12 protein-coding genes, 2 tRNA genes and 1 rRNA gene are annotated in these 19,517 nt (G+C 38.6%); 11 read left to right on the forward strand and 4 right to left on the reverse strand.

Annotated elements, in window-relative coordinates; all coding sequences use genetic code 11:
• Positions 1-81: 81 nt before the first annotated feature.
• From QF044_RS21430 to QF044_RS21445, 4 genes are all read right to left on the reverse strand, one after another.
• The gene (locus tag QF044_RS21430; RefSeq protein ID WP_307271861.1) at positions 82-1,038 is read right to left on the reverse strand and encodes a DUF3810 domain-containing protein; all 957 of its coding nucleotides are present in this window, start codon (positions 1,036-1,038) and stop codon (positions 82-84) included.
• Between the two features lie 91 nt (positions 1,039-1,129).
• Complete coding sequence (locus QF044_RS21435) at positions 1,130-2,575, reverse strand: MFS transporter (RefSeq protein WP_307271864.1); 1,446 nt, start codon at positions 2,573-2,575, stop codon at positions 1,130-1,132.
• Between the two features lie 39 nt (positions 2,576-2,614).
• Positions 2,615-3,343, reverse strand: a complete 729-nt coding sequence (locus QF044_RS21440; protein ID WP_307271867.1) for a 1-acyl-sn-glycerol-3-phosphate acyltransferase — start codon at positions 3,341-3,343, stop codon at positions 2,615-2,617.
• A 3-nt stretch (positions 3,344-3,346) separates the two neighbouring features.
• Positions 3,347-3,805 carry a GtrA family protein gene (locus QF044_RS21445; RefSeq protein WP_307271869.1) on the reverse strand — a complete coding sequence of 153 codons (459 nt, stop codon included), beginning with the start codon at positions 3,803-3,805 and terminating at the stop codon, positions 3,347-3,349.
• Positions 3,806-4,306: 501 nt separating this feature from the next.
• On the opposite strand from QF044_RS21445, the gene QF044_RS21450 reads away from it, so the two are divergent.
• From QF044_RS21450 to QF044_RS21500, 11 genes are all read left to right on the forward strand, one after another.
• Positions 4,307-4,570, forward strand: a complete 264-nt coding sequence (locus QF044_RS21450; RefSeq protein WP_307271872.1) for a hypothetical protein — start codon at positions 4,307-4,309, stop codon at positions 4,568-4,570.
• A gap of 74 nt (positions 4,571-4,644) precedes the next feature.
• On the forward strand, positions 4,645-5,496 hold the full coding sequence (locus tag QF044_RS21455) for an ATPase (protein ID WP_307271874.1): 852 nt from the start codon (positions 4,645-4,647) through the stop codon (positions 5,494-5,496).
• 16 nt (positions 5,497-5,512) lie between these two features.
• The gene (locus QF044_RS21460; protein ID WP_307271877.1) at positions 5,513-7,801 is read left to right on the forward strand and encodes an NADP-dependent malic enzyme; all 2,289 of its coding nucleotides are present in this window, start codon (positions 5,513-5,515) and stop codon (positions 7,799-7,801) included.
• 306 nt (positions 7,802-8,107) lie between these two features.
• Positions 8,108-8,308, forward strand: coding sequence for a hypothetical protein (locus tag QF044_RS21465; protein ID WP_307271880.1), 201 nt, complete (start codon positions 8,108-8,110; stop codon positions 8,306-8,308).
• A gap of 173 nt (positions 8,309-8,481) precedes the next feature.
• Positions 8,482-9,066 (forward strand): Holliday junction branch migration protein RuvA, encoded by a 585-nt coding sequence (gene ruvA / locus QF044_RS21470; protein ID WP_307271882.1) that lies wholly within the window; start codon positions 8,482-8,484, stop codon positions 9,064-9,066.
• A 57-nt stretch (positions 9,067-9,123) separates the two neighbouring features.
• Positions 9,124-16,101, forward strand: a complete 6,978-nt coding sequence (gene sprA / locus QF044_RS21475) for a cell surface protein SprA (RefSeq protein WP_307271885.1) — start codon at positions 9,124-9,126, stop codon at positions 16,099-16,101.
• A gap of 110 nt (positions 16,102-16,211) precedes the next feature.
• Positions 16,212-16,589, forward strand: coding sequence for a glycine cleavage system protein GcvH (gene gcvH, locus QF044_RS21480; protein WP_307271889.1), 378 nt, complete (start codon positions 16,212-16,214; stop codon positions 16,587-16,589).
• Between the two features lie 55 nt (positions 16,590-16,644).
• Entirely contained in the window at positions 16,645-16,941 is a 297-nt protein-coding gene (locus QF044_RS21485) for a VanZ family protein (RefSeq protein WP_373462691.1), read from the forward strand.
• A gap of 584 nt (positions 16,942-17,525) precedes the next feature.
• Positions 17,526-19,043: ribosomal RNA gene (locus QF044_RS21490) — 16S ribosomal RNA — on the forward strand.
• Positions 19,044-19,267: 224 nt separating this feature from the next.
• Positions 19,268-19,341, forward strand: a tRNA-Ile gene (locus QF044_RS21495).
• 92 nt (positions 19,342-19,433) lie between these two features.
• A tRNA-Ala gene (locus QF044_RS21500) sits at positions 19,434-19,507 on the forward strand.
• The last annotated feature ends 10 nt before the right edge of the window (positions 19,508-19,517 follow it).

A 19,517-nucleotide genomic window follows, 5' to 3' on the forward strand; every position in this document is an offset into this window, starting at 1 on the left:
GAACAAGTCAAGGTAATAAATTTTTTTTCATCATTTGTGTTTTTAGAATCGTATCGCCTGATACGATTCTTTTTTTATTTACTATTTTTCGTAGTTTAAAAGGAGATCAATAAAGTAAGAGTAGGTAACCGCACCTTCCTGTTGGTTACTTTTCAGGAAAAGGTTATTCGTAAACCCAAAGAAATCATCTAGCCAACCCTGATGTCTGAAGATAAAACTCCTCTCGTAGCGTCGGTCTCTTTGCATAGCTGGAGAATATTGTCTGAGAATAGATTTTACAAACTCAGGATCCTGTTCAGAAATAAATCTTAAAAGACTTTTTAACGTAAAATATTCGGTGCTGTACCGCAGGTCTGAATTTCCAGAACGGACACCGATCAGATAGCCCACAAAATTAGCTTCCTGCTCTCTTGCAAAGCCAAGTTGGTGAGAGCTTTCGTGCGCACACGTAAACGGAATGAAAGTATGGGGAAGTCCGGAATTGTACTGTGCCTCTGCTGTAAATGGATTGTAATAACCTAAAATTCCTGTAAAATTCATCACATTTTTAAATAAGCTGGGCTTGAATGCATTGATCTGCGGAGCTTCTTTATCCGAAATATATTTTGGAAGTTGAGCCTGCTGTTGAAGGATTTCTGTCTGTACAGCGTTTAAATCTGTAATAATAAATATTCCGTTTTTATCTTCCTGTACGGATTGTCTGGTAGATTTGCATTTTTCCAGATAACGGAGCGCTAATTTCTTTGCTTTATTAATTTCAGGTTCTTTCTGACTGGAAAGTTTTTTAATAATAGGAGTCTGGAAGTATAGCATTCCCCAACAGATCTGGTAGATAAAGTAGAAGATATTAAGAACGAATAAAAGCTTTAAAATGGCCTTGCTCCGGCTTTTCTTTTTACAACAAAGAATAAGACTGTGCACGATGAAAATACCCAAAAGGATATACATAAGATCTCCAAATGAAAACGGGATCCATCCAAAAAAAAGCTGATGGTTTTTTTTCTGCAGTTCAAAGAACCACCCGAAAAAAGAGATCATTGTTTTCGATGTAGAGAAAATGTAGAACAAAAGAAATTGGGCAAGTAAAATACCTGCCCAAAATCTCTTTTTATAAATTGTTTTTTTACTGTTAGTGTCCACTGCCTTTAGAGATTTTATCCAGATCGATACCCTGGGATTTTAGGATCCCGGTTACACGTATTGCATAGAAAGCAAGATAAGCAAAACAAATTACTCCAACCATATAACTCATATGAATAGTTGTTAAATCAGCCACATACCCTTGAATTAGACTTACAATACCTCCTCCCATAATCATCATAATCAATAATCCGGAACCTTGATTGGTATGTTTTCCAAGTCCGTTAATGGCTAGTGCAAAAATACAAGGCCATAAAGTAGAACAAAATAATCCAACGCTGGTAAATGCATATACGGATACCATTCCTGAGGTAAACATTCCTGTTAATAGGGCAGCTATACCTGCTACAGAAAAGATCAGAAGCATTCTTGCTGGGTTCCCTTTACTCATAATGTCACAGATGATCATTACAATAATGACAGCACCGTATACGTAGAACGGGGACAAATCATGTTTCGCAATAGCATTTACCAATAAGAACACCCCAAATGCCAGATAAGGAGCGAGGAATCTTAAAATCTTTTTGAACCCGGCGCTCAAATCAAATGCTTCTACCGCACCTGTCCAACGACCGATCATCAGTGATGCCCAATACAATGAAATGTAAGGAGCTACATCTTTAGTTTCAAAACCTAAGCTTTTTTCCATATAAGCAGGAAGGTTACTGGCCGTAGAAACTTCTACTCCAACGTAAACAAAGATGGCAATCATTCCCATAACTAACTGTGGATACTGAAAAGCTGAAGTTTTATGGTCTCCCGGAACTACATCATCAGTATCCTGCGTAATCGTAGGAGTTATTGCCGGAAGAGATGAGAATTTAAGCATTATCGCTACTAAAACAAAGGCAGCACCAAGCATAAGATAAGGAATCTTTACACTTTCAATACTAGCTTCCGTATTAGCTGTAGAGGCTGCGCCAAAAATAGCAAATGAAACGATAAGAGGCCCGATGGTTGTTCCAAGGTTATTAATTCCTCCGGCCATGGTCAGTCTTTGAGATCCTGTTTCAGTAGGTCCTACTTCAATTGCCAATGGATTGGCAACGATCTGCTGCAATGAGAAACCGAGTCCTACAATAAAGAGTCCCGAGATCATTAAAGGAAATGAAGCAAGATTGGCTGCCGGATAAAATAGTAAAGTCCCTGATGCAGATATAAGTAAACCTAAAATAAGGCCGTTTTTATAACCTATTTTGTTGATAAGATCCTGTTTGAGTCCTTTCGAAACGGCCATATAAATCAAAGACCCTACGGTATAAGCCACATAAAAGCAGATCTGTACCAGCATACTTTCAGTTTGGGTCAGTTTAAAGGCTTTTTGAAAAACCGGGATCAGAATATCATTACTTGCCGCAACAAATCCCCAGAAAAAAAACACAGTAACCAAGGGAATAAACTGTCCCCAATTGGTTTGTTTAGAATAATTTGACATGTTTGTTAAAAATTTCGCAAACAAATATAACTATTTCTTTTATACAGAGTGTTCCAACAACGTTTTTTTTATTTCCGTATAAGCTTTGGTTTTCAGATCTCTCGGAGAATCTGATGGTTCCATGATTCCATTGAAATATACTTTTACTCTTCCCGGATAGCCTTTAGAGCTTTCAAAGGGAAAAATTTCTTTTAGGCCTACAAAAGTGTAGACTGCAATAGGGGAGTTATGTTTTGAAGATAAAGTGAATGCTCCATCCTTAAATTCATCTAAAATAATAGAAGTGTCGTCCGGAACACCACCTTCAGGGAATATAGCAATGCTGTTGCCTTCTTCCATTTTTTCTGCGCATCTTCTATAGACATCTGCACGGCTTCTTGCGCTGCCTCTGTCCACCATTACACATATCCTTTTATATATGGTACCGAAGATGGGAATCTTTACCAGCTCCTTTTTGCCCACAAAACAGATCGGGTGGTGTGGCATTAGTATGCAGGTAAGCATAATATCCATGATGGAGGTATGGTTTGAAATGAAGACATACGGTTTGTTCTTATCTTTTTTCTGATCTGAAAGATTAGTCAGATCATATCTTAAACCCATTCCGTAAAACATTCCGAAACACCAGATGCGGATGAATTTATAAGCATATTTATAATGCTTCTTATTAAAGGAAAGAATATAAACCGGAATTCCCATTGTGACTGTCAGTATAAATGCCAAAAGCAACAGCCAGAATCTCCAGAGATAATTTAAAATTTTTGTCACAGCTTAACCGTTAAAAATTATTTTCTTCTTCACCGAATAATTAAGGACAGAAACCAATAGGATCGCGGCGATCTTACTGATCATTTCCGGGCTTAAGGTATAAAATATTAAATTGATATTGTCCTTAAAGATAAAGCTGTAGAAAACCTGAAAAAAGCCTAAGCTCAATAAAGTTGAAATAAAAGATACGCCCATGAAGTAGGCAAACTCCTTTTTTTTAGAATGCTTACCTCTTTCAAAAACAAACCAGATGCTCAGGAAATAATTGCTGATGATCCCACAGCTCGTAGAAAAGATATTACTCAAAGGATAATGTATCCCATGAAAATTGGTCTCCCTGGCAAAAACGTGGGGAAGGTAAGTGCTGAAAGCTTTAAAGCTTCCGATCTCTACAACAGCGCTCAGCCCTCCGGCTATGATAAAGAATAAAACCTGTTTCTGGCGTATTAGTAATTCTCTCATTCAATATATATGAAGTTGCAAATTTATAATTATATGTCAATAATGTAAGAATAAAAGATTATTTTAAAATAAAATAGTTATGCATTGAGTTGATTTTTAAATAAATAGGCTTTTTTTTGAATGGAGAATTCAATAATGTTTGGAATGGAATAATCCGACTGATTTAAAAAAGAACCTCTTTTAAGAATGAAAAATTACCCTATTGTCACTTAAAAGTGATGTTGTAAACGGTAATCGTTGCAGGCTAAAGGGGTTAGAAGGGATACTGAGGTTTTCCGAATCATCTTATTGTAATAAGCATATGTTAAACAATTAAAAAAGGTGTTAAAATATTTTTTTGAACCAAAATTATTTATAAATTTAATATTCTGAATGATGTAATTATAACCTGATAATAAATTCATTTTCAACTTCTTGTGTTGATGGTTTTTTCTATCTTGTAATGTGCGGTTTAAAGCATAATACCATAATTTTTACGACCCAAATTATAATAATATTTGTATGAAAAGTCAAAACAAATACAGAAAATTCCAGCTTCAGCAAAAAAATATTGAAGCTCTTGAGAGAGAAAATTCCCGCTTCAAAAGAGTGTATTCAGAATATGAAAATATGGCAGACGAATTGTGGAACCTCGAAAACTCCACAGGCGATCCTGTGCCCGATGATTTTATCAATGCCATCATGCTTCAGACCACTTATCTTGAAGATGAAATAGAAGACTGGCTTATTCAGTTCAATAATCAAAAAGCTGATATAAAACATTAGAACCTTCCCGTGTCTTTGTAAACGCTATTTGAAGATAAATTCATAATTTAGCATCCTTAAACTAAAATGTAAATATGGTTGCTATTGTTGATAGTGGTTCTACCAAATCAGATTGGGTGATACTTGATGACTTCAAAAAAGTGTTTCTAAAAACAGAAACGATCGGCTTTAATCCCAATTTTATCAACAGAGAGCTTATCGTTCCCGAGATTGAAAAAAACAGCAGCCTTGTACTGGTCAAAAATTCCATAACAAAGATTTTCTTCTATGGCTCCGGATGCGGTGTGAAAAAAAACTGCGAAACCATAGAGGAAGAATTGAAGAAAGTATTTACGAAAGCAGAGTCTGTTGTGAGAGAAGATCTTATGGCTGCTGCCTATGCTGCCTACAATGGAAAACCTGCTGTCGTATGTATCTTAGGCACAGGATCAAATTCATGCTATTTCGACGGTAAAGACATTAAAATAGAACTCCCTTCACTAGGTTTTCTCATGGGAGATGAAGGAAGCGGAAGTGCCATTGGCAAACAGCTGGTGCGAAGATATTTTATGAAAAAACTGCCGGACGATCTTCATACAGAATTTGAGCAGAACTATGGACTAAAGATAGAAGATGCTTTGAAAAATATGTATCACAGCCCCAGACCTAATGCATGGCTGGCAGATTTCAACAGATTCGTTATTGAAAGAAAAGACCACCCTTACTTTAAAAGTATGGTATACGAGGAAATGAAAAGCTTCTTCGAGTATCAGGTCATTCCTTATAAAGAATCAAAAGATGCCGAGATCAATTTCATTGGCTCTATTGCTTATTATTACGAAGATACACTCCGTTCTGTAGCGGAAGAATTTCATTTAAATGTAGGACACGTTGTCCGAAAACCCATCGAAAGTTTAGTAGACTACCATATTAAGTATATACTTTAATAAAAAACAAAATTCTATGTCAAGTAAAACCCACCGCGACGAAAAGAACTTTAATCAGGCCGCGTTAGATTATCATAAAGCCGAACCTAAAGGGAAGATCGAAGTTATCCCTTCAAAACCGCACTCTTCTCAAAGAGATCTCTCATTGGCGTATTCACCGGGGGTGGCAGTTCCTTGTATGGAAATCCACGAAAAACCTGAAACCGTTTACGATTACACAGGAAAAGGAAACCTGGTAGCTGTAATTTCCAATGGAACAGCAGTACTTGGGTTGGGTGATATTGGTCCCGAAGCTTCAAAACCGGTAATGGAAGGGAAAGGTCTTTTATTTAAGATCTTTGCAGACATTAATGTTTTTGATATTGAGATCAATGAAAAAGATCCTGATAAATTTATCCAGATCGTAAAAGGGATTGCTCCTACATTCGGAGGTATCAACCTTGAAGATATTAAAGCTCCTGAAGCATTTTATATCGAGCAGAAACTAAAAGAAGAACTGGATATTCCTTTAATGCATGATGATCAGCACGGAACGGCTATTATTTCAGCTGCAGCCCTGATCAACTCACTTCAGATCGCCGGTAAAAATATCGGTGAAGTAAAAATGGTTGTGAACGGAGCCGGAGCGGCTGCCATTGCCTGTACCAATTTATATATTTCATTAGGTCTGAAAAGAGAAAATGTGTTGATGTGCGACAGTAAAGGAGTCATCAATCATAAAAGAGAGAATCTTACCCCTGAAAAAATAGACTTTATTGCCCAAACCGATATTGAAACACTGGAAGATGCTGTAAAAGGTTCTGATGTTTTCATCGGTTTATCAAAAGGAAATGTAATGACTCCTGAAATGCTTTCAAGCATGAATGAGAATCCTATCGTTTTCGCTTTGGCCAATCCGGACCCTGAAATTGCTTACGATCTTGCCCTTGAAACCCGTAAAGATGTAATTATGGCTACGGGTAGAAGCGATTATCCTAACCAGGTGAACAATGTATTGGGATTCCCTTACATTTTCCGTGGAGCTTTAGATGTTCAGGCAAGAGGAATTAATGAAGAAATGAAACTGGCAGCTGTACATGCTATTGCAAATCTTGCAAAAGAACCTGTGCCAGAAGCTGTTATCCTTGCTTATAACGTTCAGAACCTGCAATTTGGAAGAGAATATTTCATTCCGAAACCGTTTGATAACCGTTTGATTACCAAAGTATCCAGTGCTGTGGCAAAAGCTGCTATTGACAGTGGTATCGCAGGAAAAACCATCGAAGACTTCGAAGAATACGAAAACCAGCTGCTGGACAGAATGGGAAGAGATGAGAAGTTGGTGAGAATGATGCAGAGCCGTGCCAAATCCAATCCGAAGAGAATCACTTTAGGAAATGCAGAAGAATATAATGTATTGAAAGCTGCACAAATCCTTTATGAAGAAGGAATAGCTTTCCCAAGCCTTTTAGGAGATAAAAAATACATCAAAGAACAGATGGAGCGTTTCGGAATCAATCTTGACATCCCGATTATCGACCCAAGTGATGACGATCAGAAAGAAAACAGGAAAAAATACAGAGAAACCCTTTGGAAACTTCGTCAGAGAAAAGGAATGAACGAATATAAAGCGAAAAGATATGTTCGTCAGAGAGATTATTTTGGTCCTTTAATGCTAAAACACGGAGATACAGATGGATTGATCGTAGGTTTTTCTAAAAACTATACTTCAGTGCTTCGGCCCGTTTTAGAAGTTATTGAAAAAGATAAAGGAGTAGATAAAATAGCGGCTATGATGATGATCCTTTCAGAAAAGAAGCCTATTTTCTTTGCAGATACCTCCATTAATCAGAATCCAACGGCAGAAGACCTTGTCAATATTGCTAAAATGGCAGAAATTACAGTGAAATCTTTTGCAATAGAGCCTAGAATTGCCATGCTTGGCTTTGAAAACTTTGCGGCTATCTCAGATACGTCTAAAAAAGTAGCCAAAGCAGTAAGCATCCTCCACGAGAAATATCCTAAAATGGTCGTAGATGGTGAGATTCAGCCGGATTTTGCGATGAACGCAGATCATTTAAGCGATTATCCATTCTCAAAATTAGGAACTACTCCTGCCAATACATTTGTTTTCCCAAATCTTGAAAGTGCCAATCTTTCCTATAAGATTATCAGAGGAATGAAAGTAGCACAGGTGATCGGACCAATCCTGATGGGATTAAAACAACCGGTACACGTTTTACAGATGCGTTCAAGTGTAGACGAGATCGTCAACCTTGCCACTGTGGCAGTACTTGATGCTCAGAGAAGAGAAAATAAAAAATAATAAAGAATCTATCTTTACAAACCAAAGCAGTACACAATTTAGTGTACTGCTTTTTTTATGTTTTTAAGCTTATATCCGTATAAGTCATAAAAAAGAAAATGTAAATCACCATGTTGGTTTTATCATCTAAATCAATCAGAATAGTCTGACGGCATTAAAATTTATATAAATTTTCCTCAAAAGCAGTTTTTACTATTGTGACCTGTTTTTACTCCCAATGTAGGGATAATAATAGATTTTTTGTTAAAATAAGTATCTCTGTTACAGAAAAATAAATATATTTACATGAATTAAAAATAAATTACCATGAAAAACATTAAAAAATTATCAAGAGAAAATTTAAAACAAATTACCGGAGCAGGCCCTAGAGATACCCCTATTCAGTCTCCGGACGGGACTTTATACTGCCTTCCATCTCAAGGGCAGATGTGTGTGGTAAACGGCTGTTCCCCATCTTGTGTTCAGGGCCCATGTCATCTTAATATGTGTCTTGATATTTATCCTTAATTGAATCAGCAATCATTCATTTAAATCATAGACCTATCCGTTTGGATAGGTTTTTTGTATTTATGTTAATTCATTGAATTCAAAGTCAAAATTTAAGTTAAAAATCATTCGCACGTGAAATGAAAATATTAATTAGTTTAAATTACTATATTTGGGAGTTTTAAAAATTACTAATGATATTTTCCTTACAAGGCAGCGTTCAAGAACTTACACCCACTTACGCAGTGATCAACGTACAAGGGGTTGGTTACTATGTAGGTATCAGTTTGATGACCTCCCAGGCACTGGCCCTGAATCAGCCGGCATTCTTATTCACTCAGCAGATCATACGGGAAGATGCTCATCTTCTCTTTGGCTTTAACACTCGTTCAGAAAAAGAAATGTTCAATCTGTTAATAAGTGTTAATGGGGTAGGAGCTGTTTCTGCCCTTATTCTTCTTTCCACTTTAAGTCTTGAAGAGATTGCTTCGGCTATCCTTTCCAAGAATAGTGCACTCATCCAGAAAGCCAAAGGAATTGGTGCCAAAACTGCTGAAAGAATCATTGTAGATTTGAAAGATAAAGTCCAAAAATTCAGCGTTTCGGAGGAAAATATTTCTTCTTATGTAGATAATAAAGTGAAGGAAGAATCGTTATCTGCATTAGAAGTTTTAGGCATCCCAAAGCGTATGAGCGAGAAGATTGCAGACAGAATGATGAAGCAGGATCCGGGAATTTCCGTAGAAGAATTGGTAAAACAAATTTTAAAAAACATTTAACATTTGGTGGCAAATAATAAGCATCTGAAAATATTTCTGTTCCTATCCTTCCTGTGTATGTCAGTAAGTACCTTTGCACAGGTACGTGATACGGCAATTATCAAGAAAGATTATCAATTGGCCGACCCTACCAGGTATGAGGCCTTTTACGACATCAAAACAGGAATGTATTACGTATATCCTAAAATTGGAAATACATTTACAGGACCCCCTACAGCAATGTCTCCGGAAGAGTACAAAGAATTTATGCTCGCTGCACAGACAAAAGCTTATTACAAAGAAAAATCTGATAAATACAGCCTTCTTTTCAGAAGGGACAGAACAGATGCCCGGAAACAGGGTCTTATTCCGTCTCTGCTGATCAACAACAGGCTCTTTGAAACCATCTTTGGGAGCAATAAAATTGAGATCATTCCTTCAGGATATGCTTCACTGGATTTTGCAGGACTTTATCAGAAAATTGACAACCCATTGATCCTTCCTCAGAACAGGACCAGTTTTACCTTTGATATAGATCAGAGAATTCAGCTTGGATTATTGGGAAAAGTAGGAGAGAATCTTCAATTAAAAGCCAATTATGACACCCAGAGCGGTTTCGCATTTGAAAATAGGATGAATCTCGTGTGGCAGGCCAAAGGAAGCTGGAAAGATCTTCAGACCAAAGGACTTGGCGATGTAGACAAACCAAGTGCCGGCGGTGAAGATAAGATCATCAAAAGAGTAGAGTTCGGTAACGTTAATATGCCGCTTTCTACCAGTCTTATCCGCGGCTCACAGTCACTTTTCGGGGTGAAAACAGAATTTCAGTTAGGAAAAACTTATGGAACAGTAGTGCTTTCCCAACAGCAGGGTGAAGCCAGGAATATTGTAGTTCAGGGCGGAGGTGTCATGAATAATTTTAAAGTCAATGCCATCGACTATGAAGATAATCAGCACTTTTTCTTAGGACATTACTTCCTGGATCGTTATGACCAGGCATTGGCCAATTATCCTCAGATCAATTCCACGGTAAATATTACAAGATTGGAGGTTTGGGTACTTGACCAGGGAAACAGCAATCTGGCATATCAGAAAAGTATTATCGGTATCCGAGACTTAGGAGAAGGACCTGCGGGACTGCCGGATAACTCCCAGAACGGATTGTACCCGTCTATTAATGCTGCTATAGGACCAAGAGAAGCCGGTAAAAACTACGCAACTACTTTTCAAGGGCAGAGTTTCCCGGGAAGTACGCAGCCGTACGATAACGGTGAGCAGTTTATTTTTAATACAAAAGCAAGAAGGCTGAATGCCAATGAATATACATTGCAGCCTCAGTTAGGATATATTTCACTGAACCAAAAGCTGAACGAAAACCAGCTTTTGGCTGTTTCTTACTCCTACACGGATGGAACCAACAAGGTATATAAAGTAGGGGAATTCTCCGAAGAAAGCCCTGTACTGGTTACCAAGGTCTTAAGAGTAAATAATAGAGTGAATACAGAATCTCCGATGTGGGACCTGATGATGAAGAACATCTACTCGCTGGATGCAGGACAGGTAGCGCAGGACGGTTTTATTCTTAATGTTTTTTACCGGGATCAGAAAACCGGAGGTAAAGTAAACTACCTTCCGGGAACCAGTGTTCAGGATAAAAACTTGCTAAAATTACTGAATTGGGACCGTCTGAATATGAACGGTGATATCCAGGCCAGCAGCGGTGTGCTTGGAGACGGTATTTTTGACTTTGTCAACGGGATTACGATCAGACCGGAAACCGGAAGGATCATATTTACCAAAGTACAGCCGTTCGGTAGTTTTATGGCGAGCCAGGTCGGAAACGATCCACAGTTTGTCTTTACCGATCTGTATAAACAGCAAAAACAGGTAGCCACTTCAAGTAATCTTGCCCAACGATATACTATAGAAGGGCGTTACAAAGGAACACAAGGGCAAGGAATTTCTCTTGGAGCAGTAAATGTTCCGCAGGGATCGGTAAAAGTTTCTGCAAACGGTGTTCAGCTTACTGAAGGCGTAGATTATACCGTAGACTATATGCTTGGAACGGTAACAATTATCAATGAAAATGTTAAACAGTCCGGACAGGCCATCAATATTTCACTGGAAAATCAACTGACTTTTAATACTCAAAGAAAAAGATTTTTAGGCTTAAACCTAGAAAGAAGATTCAGCGAGAATTTTATAGTAGGTGGAACGGTTGTTAATTATTCAGAATCTCCGCTTACTCAGAAAGTGAATTACGGACAGGAAGCTGTGAATAATACAATGGCAGGGATCAACATGATGTACAATAATCAGATTCCTTTCCTGACCAGATTGACAGATAAGATTCCATTGGTAAATACTGAAGCTCCTTCCAACCTGAACTTTAAAATGGAGGCTGCTTACCTGCTTCCGGGACTTAATAAAGGAACAAATGACCAGTCTTACATTGACGATTTTGAGCAGACTACCTCTAAAATATCTTTAAAAGAACCTACCGCATGGAGTCTGGCATCAAGACCTGAGAAAAACCTTGCCGCTCCTTTTAATGGGGCACCAGCAGATGATGCGACAACAAGCGGGTACGGAAGAGGACTTCTTTCATGGTATAATATTGACCCAAGATTCTGGGGAGTAGGAGGAAGAGCTCCGGCAGGAATTACACCACAGTCTGTTTCCAACCATGCCTCCAGAAGAGTTCAGTATTCCGAGATTTATAATAACAGAGACTTTGTTGCAGGTGAGCAGACCTTCACCAATACTTTAGATATTTCTTATTACCCTACAGAAAAAGGTCCTTACAACGTCAATCCAAATACTGAAACAGCAGCTGCAAGATGGGCAGGGATCATGAGACCGATCAGTGTTTCCAACTTCGTCAATTCAAATATCGAATATGTTGAATTCTGGATGATGGATCCTTATGCGGATGGAAATGTCCTTGGAAACAGGGCAAGACTTTTACTACAATTAGGTAACGTGTCTGAAGACATCCTGAAAGACGGAAAGATGCAGTATGAAAACGGTCTTCCAACTCCGGGAGCTCCTTCCACTACAACAACGTCCAATTGGGGAGTACAGCCTAAACAACCACCTATTCTTTATGCATTTTCCAGTGAAGGCGATGACAGGAGAGCGCAGGATCTTGGATATGATGGATTAAGCTCGGATCAGGAATCCATGAGATTTGGGAATACATTTGTAAACCCGGTGACCAACTTAGTTGACCCTGCAGTAGATGACTTTGTGTTCTATATGTCTGATAAATTTACAGGTGGTCAGGCAGCATCACTAGTTCAGCGATATAAATACTTTAGAAACCCTGAAGGTAACTCTCAGGCCAATTCTCTGGAAGTGGCTTCACAGAGTCCGGATGCAGAAGATATTAACAAAGATTACAACCTTGACCAGACGGAAAGCTACAATGAATATATTGTTAACCTTGATAAGCCAAGCTTATCATTAGGACAGAATAATATTGTTGACGTGAAAACCGTAAAGGCAAGCTTCCAGAACGGGCAGACTTCAGATGTAAAATGGTATCTTTTCAGAATCCCGGTATCAAAATATGCAGAAAATGGGGCGGAAGGAGAAAGGAGTGCATCGGTACTTAACAATGTGAGATTTGCGAGACTAATGCTTGCAGGATTTGAAAATACTTCCACTTTAAGATTCGGTACTATGGATCTTGTAAGATCAGACTGGAGAAGATATCCAAATCAGATTGCCAGTGCAACCGTAAGTTCTCCCAATGAAGGAGTAGCTCCTACAGATCTTGATTTTAACAATAACTTTGAAGTAGGAAGTGTAAATATTGAAGAAAATGCATTGAACCAGCCACCGTATGTGCTACCTCCAGGTATTGACAGACAGGTATTGAGTGGAAATGCAGGAGCACAGAGACAGAACGAAGCGTCTCTTTATATGAGAGTAAAGGATCTTAAAGCTGAAGCAAGAGGTGTTTTCAAAAATACATCCCTGGATATGAGGAGATATAAAAAACTAAAACTTTTTGTACATGCTCAGGATCCATCCAACAGATATGAAAATATTGACCCACAGGCGAAATTCTTTATCCGTTTCGGTAGTGATGCTACAGATAACTACTATGAATATGAATCTTCAATGATGCTTACTAAAAGTACGGCAACTACACCGATGGAGATCTGGCCAATTGAAAATAATATTGATTTTGAGATTCAAAATTTTGTAGACGCTAAAATCAGAAGAGATAAAAACTCAGCTAATATTGTTTTGAGAGAAATGGATAATGTTTTTGGTGATGATTCTAAAAGAATTTATATCAAAGGACGTCCAAGTTTAGGAAACATTACGACGATCATGATCGGAGTAAGAAATAATGACAGAACATCTGCTGGAATTGAGAGAATTCTATGGGTAAACGAAATCCGTCTTTCTGAAATTGAAAATGATGGCGGATACGCAGGTAACGCAAGTCTTAATTTTAACTTAGGAGACTTTGCTACGGTAAATACCAATGCATCCTATACTTCTGTAGGTTTCGGGAATATAGATTCAAAGCCTGCGGAAAGAAACCAGTCTACACAGTCCGCATTCAGTATCAATACAGCGGTTAATGTAGATAAATTCCTTCCTGAAAAGAGCGGAATGAAAATTCCATTGAACTATTCTTATTCCCAAACCATCGAGGATCCGAAATATAATCCTCTGGATACTGATGTCGCATTCAGTAAGGCTGCCAATAAAGAACAGCTGAAGAAAGTAGCCAGAACCTACACTCAGCAGAGAAGTATTGGAGTGGTCAATATGCATAAGGAGAGAGTGAATCCAAACAAAAAACCTAAGTTTTATGATGTTGAAAACGTTTCTGTAACTGCGGTTTATAATGATGATTATTTCAGGGATATTTATACTTCCAAAAACTACAGACAGTATCTGAGAGGGTATGTGGATTACAATTATACCTTCAAACCTTGGGTAATTAAGCCTTTCAACAAAATGATCAGCGATACCGCGAAATCTACAAAATACCTGAAATGGGTAAAAGAATTCAATTTCAATCCGGTTCCTACAAGATTATCTTTCAGAACTGAAATAGACAGAAACTACAATGAGCTTGAATTTAGAAATGTAGAAGCAATCTTAAGCGGAAATACAGGTGACAGTTTTGCAGCACTTAGAAACAGGAATTTCTTCTTTGGATGGCAATACGGCTTAGGCTTCAACTTTACCAAATCATTAAAGCTTGAAATCAATTCTGCTACAAGAACTCTGAATGACAATGTAGATGTGAATGGAATGAATGACAAGTCCATCTTTGGAAATGTATTCAGAGCGGGAAGACCAGTATTGTATAATCACAGAGTACAACTGAACTACAAACTGCCATTCCAGTATCTTCCTTATTTGGATTTCATTGATGCAGAAGTGGGGTATGGACTTACCTATAACTGGAATGCAAGATCTACAGCACTTCTTTCCAGTCCGGAAGGAAGCTTGGGTTCCGTAGGGCAGAACACTAATATTATTCAGGCTACAGCTACAGCAGATATTCCGAAATTCTTCGGACAGTTTAAATACTTTAAGAATATCAATACAAAACTGCAAAAACGTAAGCAGGAAATAGACTCACTGAACAATGTTTACACTCAACAGTGGGAGAAGAAAAAATTTAGATTTAAGAGCTATAAATTCAAAAATAAACTGACCATACTTCAAAGTGCAGCTTTTGTTTTAACATCATTCAAACAGTTGGATATTAATTATTCTGAAAATAACGGAACTGTGCTTCCTGGTTTACTTTCAGCACCTAATATGTATGGTTATGGACAGACTCTCGGTGGTCCAACCCTTGGATTCCTTCTGGGGTCCCAGGCAGATATCAGAAGAGAAGTGCTGGAGAATGGCTGGGTAAGTGATTCGCCGTATATGACAGATCCTTACATACGGATGTCTACCAGAGAATTAAGAGCCAATTTACAAATTGTTCCGATGAATGATTTCAGAATTGATCTTAGTGCATTGCATAACTACAACAGAAATTTCTCCCAATCAGGGTTTAATAATCGTAATAATCTCGCAACTGCGAATCATGATTATGTATTTGCCAATGATCAGGTGACCTATTCCAATTCCGTTGTTCTTCTGAAAACTTCATTCAAAGATACCAAGGCAGTTTACCAGGCGATCAGGGAAAATGCACAGATCCTTTCGCAACAGATGGGAATTGGCGAAGTATTAGACAGTGAAGGATATGCCCAACACTATAGTATTGCTAATGCTTATGTCCTGATTCCCGCATTCAGGGCTGCAGTTGAAGGTAAATCTGTTAAACAGATCGGAAATGCCAGAAAAGCAGGTCTTCCTATTCCAAACTGGAAGATTACCTATTCAGGATTAAGAAATATTCCGATCATCAATGGCCAGTTTGCTAAATTTGATATACTCCATGGATATACGGCTACTTATACGGCAACAGGTATCCAGTCAAGTATTGATTATTTCAACAGGCTGTCGGGAGGTAATGCTTTTGATGTCAATAATGATTATATCAATCCGTTTACCTTTTCCCAGGTTGGTTACGTGGAATCATTCTCACCGCTGATCGGAATAGATGTTACCATGAGAAACAATATGCAGTTTGGACTTCAGTATAACAGAAACAGAATGATGTTGCTAGGGCTGGTAAACCATACCCTTACAGAAGATTCCAATACAGAATATGTGGTGAGACTCGGGTATATCGTGAAGAATTTCAGATTAGGGATGGCTAATACAAGAGGATCCAGAGGAAAAGGAAGCGATCTTAATATCAGGGGAGATATCTCTTTAAGAGACAGCCAGACTTCTATCATGAATATTCTGTTAAATGATTCACAGATTACAGGAGGACAAAAACTCATGAATATAAAGCTTTCTGCAGACTACAATGTTTCGGAGAACTTGAACTTAAGAGTATTCTATGAGCAAATGACCTCTAAGTATAAAATCTCCACGGCATTCCCGCTGTCTACTATTAGAGCCGGACTTTCTGCCACTTTTACATTTGGTGACTCTGGTGGAGGTTTCTAAAATAAAATGAAACAAACTTTGAATGTCCTTCTATTTTGAAGGACATTTTTTATATCCTATATTTGAAGCTAGAATTATTTTGAATACATTTGTACAAAATAAAAATTAAAATGAATACACCATCAGAATTAAAGTACACTAAAGATCACGAATGGATCAAGATTGAAGGTAATGTAGCTACAATCGGTATTACAGACTTCGCCCAGGGAGAACTTGGCGATATCGTTTATGTAGATGTAGATACATTAGATGATGATCTTGAAGGAGGAGCGGTTTTCGGAAGTGTAGAAGCGGTGAAAACAGTTTCAGATTTATTCTTACCTATTGCAGGAAAAGTTATTGAATTTAATTCAGAATTGGAAGCTCAGCCTGAGCTGTTAAATACTGACCCTTACGGAAACGGATGGATCATTAAATTAGAGCTTGCTGAAGGTGCAGATCATTCAGAGCTGCTTACTGCAGAAGAATACCAGGCTATCATTGGATAAGATTTCAAAAATATTTAGTAAGATACTGCCCATTTATTGGGCATTTCTTACTTATATGCTCCTCAAGCCGGGAGAAGAGAACCAGGAATATTGGTTTATGTTCAATGGCATTGATAAAGTTTTACATTTGAGCATATTTGCAATGCTGGGATTTTGCTTCATTGCCACCTTTCCCAAAATTAAATTTTCATACTTCTTTCAGATTATCCTTATATATGCATTCCTTACTGAAATCCTTCAGGAAGAAATGGGATTAGGAAGATCCATGGAATCCTTAGATATTGTAGCAGATACTATAGGTTGTTTAGTGGGCTACTATATATATAAAGGATTAATAAAGCGCTTTTTTTAAGCTAAAAACCATCACTGTTTTCCAATCGTTTCCTGTGGATAAGTTCGTTACGTTTACAATCCATTGCCAATTAGCTTATTACGATGATATTTATCCCCAAGCTTCATGCTATATGAATTTTATGTTAAATAAGTTTGTTTTGTGGTGTATTAAGTTGTTATCTTTGCCCCACTGAAAAACGAGAGTAATACAGTAGCGCAGAGGAGCTTTTAGATAAGCATAAAGATTTAGAACCAGCTTATAGATATGAGAGCTAAGAGATGAACAAAACTTTTTAAAAAAAAGAGTTGTGTGAGTTAAAATTTTTTGTATCTTTGCAGTCCGGTTAAACGGAGCGCAGAAGCAGGTAAGATTAAGGGTTTGGATGGGATTTAAGGTTACTTAAAAAACTTTAAAATTTCTCAGAAAACATTTGGTCGATTAGAAATAAATATTTACTTTTGCAACCGCAAATAAGGAACAGAACGACAGAAAAGCTTCCTTATAACTTGCGGAAAGAAAAAAGATCATTGACATACAATATACAACCAAGTAAGAAAAAACTAAAGCGTAAAATAATACTTTGAGTGGGTCAGGAAAAACATACAATGGAGAGTTTGATCCTGGCTCAGGATGAACGCTAGCGGGAGGCCTAACACATGCAAGCCGAGCGGTAGAAGATCTTCGGATCTTTGAGAGCGGCGCACGGGTGCGGAACACGTGTGTAACCTACCTTTATCAGGGGGATAGCCTTTCGAAAGGAAGATTAATACCCCATAATATATTAAGTGGCATCACTTGATATTGAAAACTCCGGTGGATAGAGATGGGCACGCGCAGGATTAGATAGTTGGTAGGGTAACGGCCTACCAAGTCAACGATCCTTAGGGGGCCTGAGAGGGTGATCCCCCACACTGGTACTGAGACACGGACCAGACTCCTACGGGAGGCAGCAGTGAGGAATATTGGACAATGGGTGAGAGCCTGATCCAGCCATCCCGCGTGAAGGACGACGGCCCTATGGGTTGTAAACTTCTTTTGTATAGGGATAAACCTACTCTCGTGAGAGTAGCTGAAGGTACTATACGAATAAGCACCGGCTAACTCCGTGCCAGCAGCCGCGGTAATACGGAGGGTGCAAGCGTTATCCGGATTTATTGGGTTTAAAGGGTCCGTAGGCTGATTTGTAAGTCAGTGGTGAAATCTCACAGCTTAACTGTGAAACTGCCATTGATACTGCAAGTCTTGAGTGTTGTTGAAGTAGCTGGAATAAGTAGTGTAGCGGTGAAATGCATAGATATTACTTAGAACACCAATTGCGAAGGCAGGTTACTAAGCAACAACTGACGCTGATGGACGAAAGCGTGGGGAGCGAACAGGATTAGATACCCTGGTAGTCCACGCCGTAAACGATGCTAACTCGTTTTTGGGGCTTTAAGCTTCAGAGACTAAGCGAAAGTGATAAGTTAGCCACCTGGGGAGTACGTTCGCAAGAATGAAACTCAAAGGAATTGACGGGGGCCCGCACAAGCGGTGGATTATGTGGTTTAATTCGATGATACGCGAGGAACCTTACCAAGGCTTAAATGGGAAATGACAGGTTTAGAAATAGACTTTTCTTCGGACATTTTTCAAGGTGCTGCATGGTTGTCGTCAGCTCGTGCCGTGAGGTGTTAGGTTAAGTCCTGCAACGAGCGCAACCCCTGTCACTAGTTGCCATCATTCAGTTGGGGACTCTAGTGAGACTGCCTACGCAAGTAGAGAGGAAGGTGGGGATGACGTCAAATCATCACGGCCCTTACGCCTTGGGCCACACACGTAATACAATGGCCGGTACAGAGGGCAGCTACACAGCGATGTGATGCAAATCTCGAAAGCCGGTCTCAGTTCGGATTGGAGTCTGCAACTCGACTCTATGAAGCTGGAATCGCTAGTAATCGCGCATCAGCCATGGCGCGGTGAATACGTTCCCGGGCCTTGTACACACCGCCCGTCAAGCCATGGAAGTCTGGGGTACCTGAAGTCGGTGACCGTAACAGGAGCTGCCTAGGGTAAAACAGGTAACTAGGGCTAAGTCGTAACAAGGTAGCCGTACCGGAAGGTGCGGCTGGAACATCTCATTTTAGAGCGTCTATTGACGTTAAACAAAATTAAGTACTTAACTGTACATTGATTCTGCTTAAAGTTTAGGCTTTAGTTTTTTATTTGGTTGCTATATATTATAAAAATACAAAACCCACTAGAAATTAGTATCAGAGGGAGAGAGAGACAAGAGGATAGAGAAAAGAAGAGAGATAAAGACGTTTAAAGTCTTGGTTCTTGGTTCTTTTATCTTTAAGTCTAATGAAGTCTCGTAGCTCAGCTGGTTAGAGCGCTACACTGATAATGTAGAGGTCGGCAGTTCGAGCCTGCCCGAGACTACTAATTATATGGAATTATAGATTATAAATTATAGATTTTAGATTAAAAATAATTTAAAATTTATCATTTAAAATTTAAAATTTCTACTAGAGGGGGAATTAGCTCAGCTGGCTAGAGCGCCTGCCTTGCACGCAGGAGGTCAAGGGTTCGACTCCCTTATTCTCCACAGTTTTGGA

It is taken from the genome of Chryseobacterium sp. W4I1, from assembly GCF_030816115.1.
GTDB lineage: Bacteria > Bacteroidota > Bacteroidia > Flavobacteriales > Weeksellaceae > Chryseobacterium.

Excerpts from the sequence above, each read along its gene's own strand:
- QF044_RS21430 (WP_307271861.1), bottom strand. The coding sequence starts at position 1,038 with ATGATCTCTTTTTTCGGGTGGTTCTTTGAACTGCAGAAAAAAAACCAT.
- QF044_RS21435 (WP_307271864.1), bottom strand. The coding sequence starts at position 2,575 with ATGTCAAATTATTCTAAACAAACCAATTGGGGACAGTTTATTCCCTTG.
- QF044_RS21445 (WP_307271869.1), bottom strand. The coding sequence starts at position 3,805 with ATGAGAGAATTACTAATACGCCAGAAACAGGTTTTATTCTTTATCATA.
- QF044_RS21450 (WP_307271872.1), top strand. The coding sequence starts at position 4,307 with ATGAAAAGTCAAAACAAATACAGAAAATTCCAGCTTCAGCAAAAAAAT.
- QF044_RS21455 (WP_307271874.1), top strand. The coding sequence starts at position 4,645 with ATGGTTGCTATTGTTGATAGTGGTTCTACCAAATCAGATTGGGTGATA.
- QF044_RS21460 (WP_307271877.1), top strand. The coding sequence starts at position 5,513 with ATGTCAAGTAAAACCCACCGCGACGAAAAGAACTTTAATCAGGCCGCG.
- QF044_RS21465 (WP_307271880.1), top strand. The coding sequence starts at position 8,108 with ATGAAAAACATTAAAAAATTATCAAGAGAAAATTTAAAACAAATTACC.
- ruvA (WP_307271882.1), top strand. The coding sequence starts at position 8,482 with ATGATATTTTCCTTACAAGGCAGCGTTCAAGAACTTACACCCACTTAC.
- sprA (WP_307271885.1), top strand. The coding sequence starts at position 9,124 with ATGTCAGTAAGTACCTTTGCACAGGTACGTGATACGGCAATTATCAAG.
- gcvH (WP_307271889.1), top strand. The coding sequence starts at position 16,212 with ATGAATACACCATCAGAATTAAAGTACACTAAAGATCACGAATGGATC.
- QF044_RS21485 (WP_373462691.1), top strand. The coding sequence starts at position 16,645 with ATGCTCCTCAAGCCGGGAGAAGAGAACCAGGAATATTGGTTTATGTTC.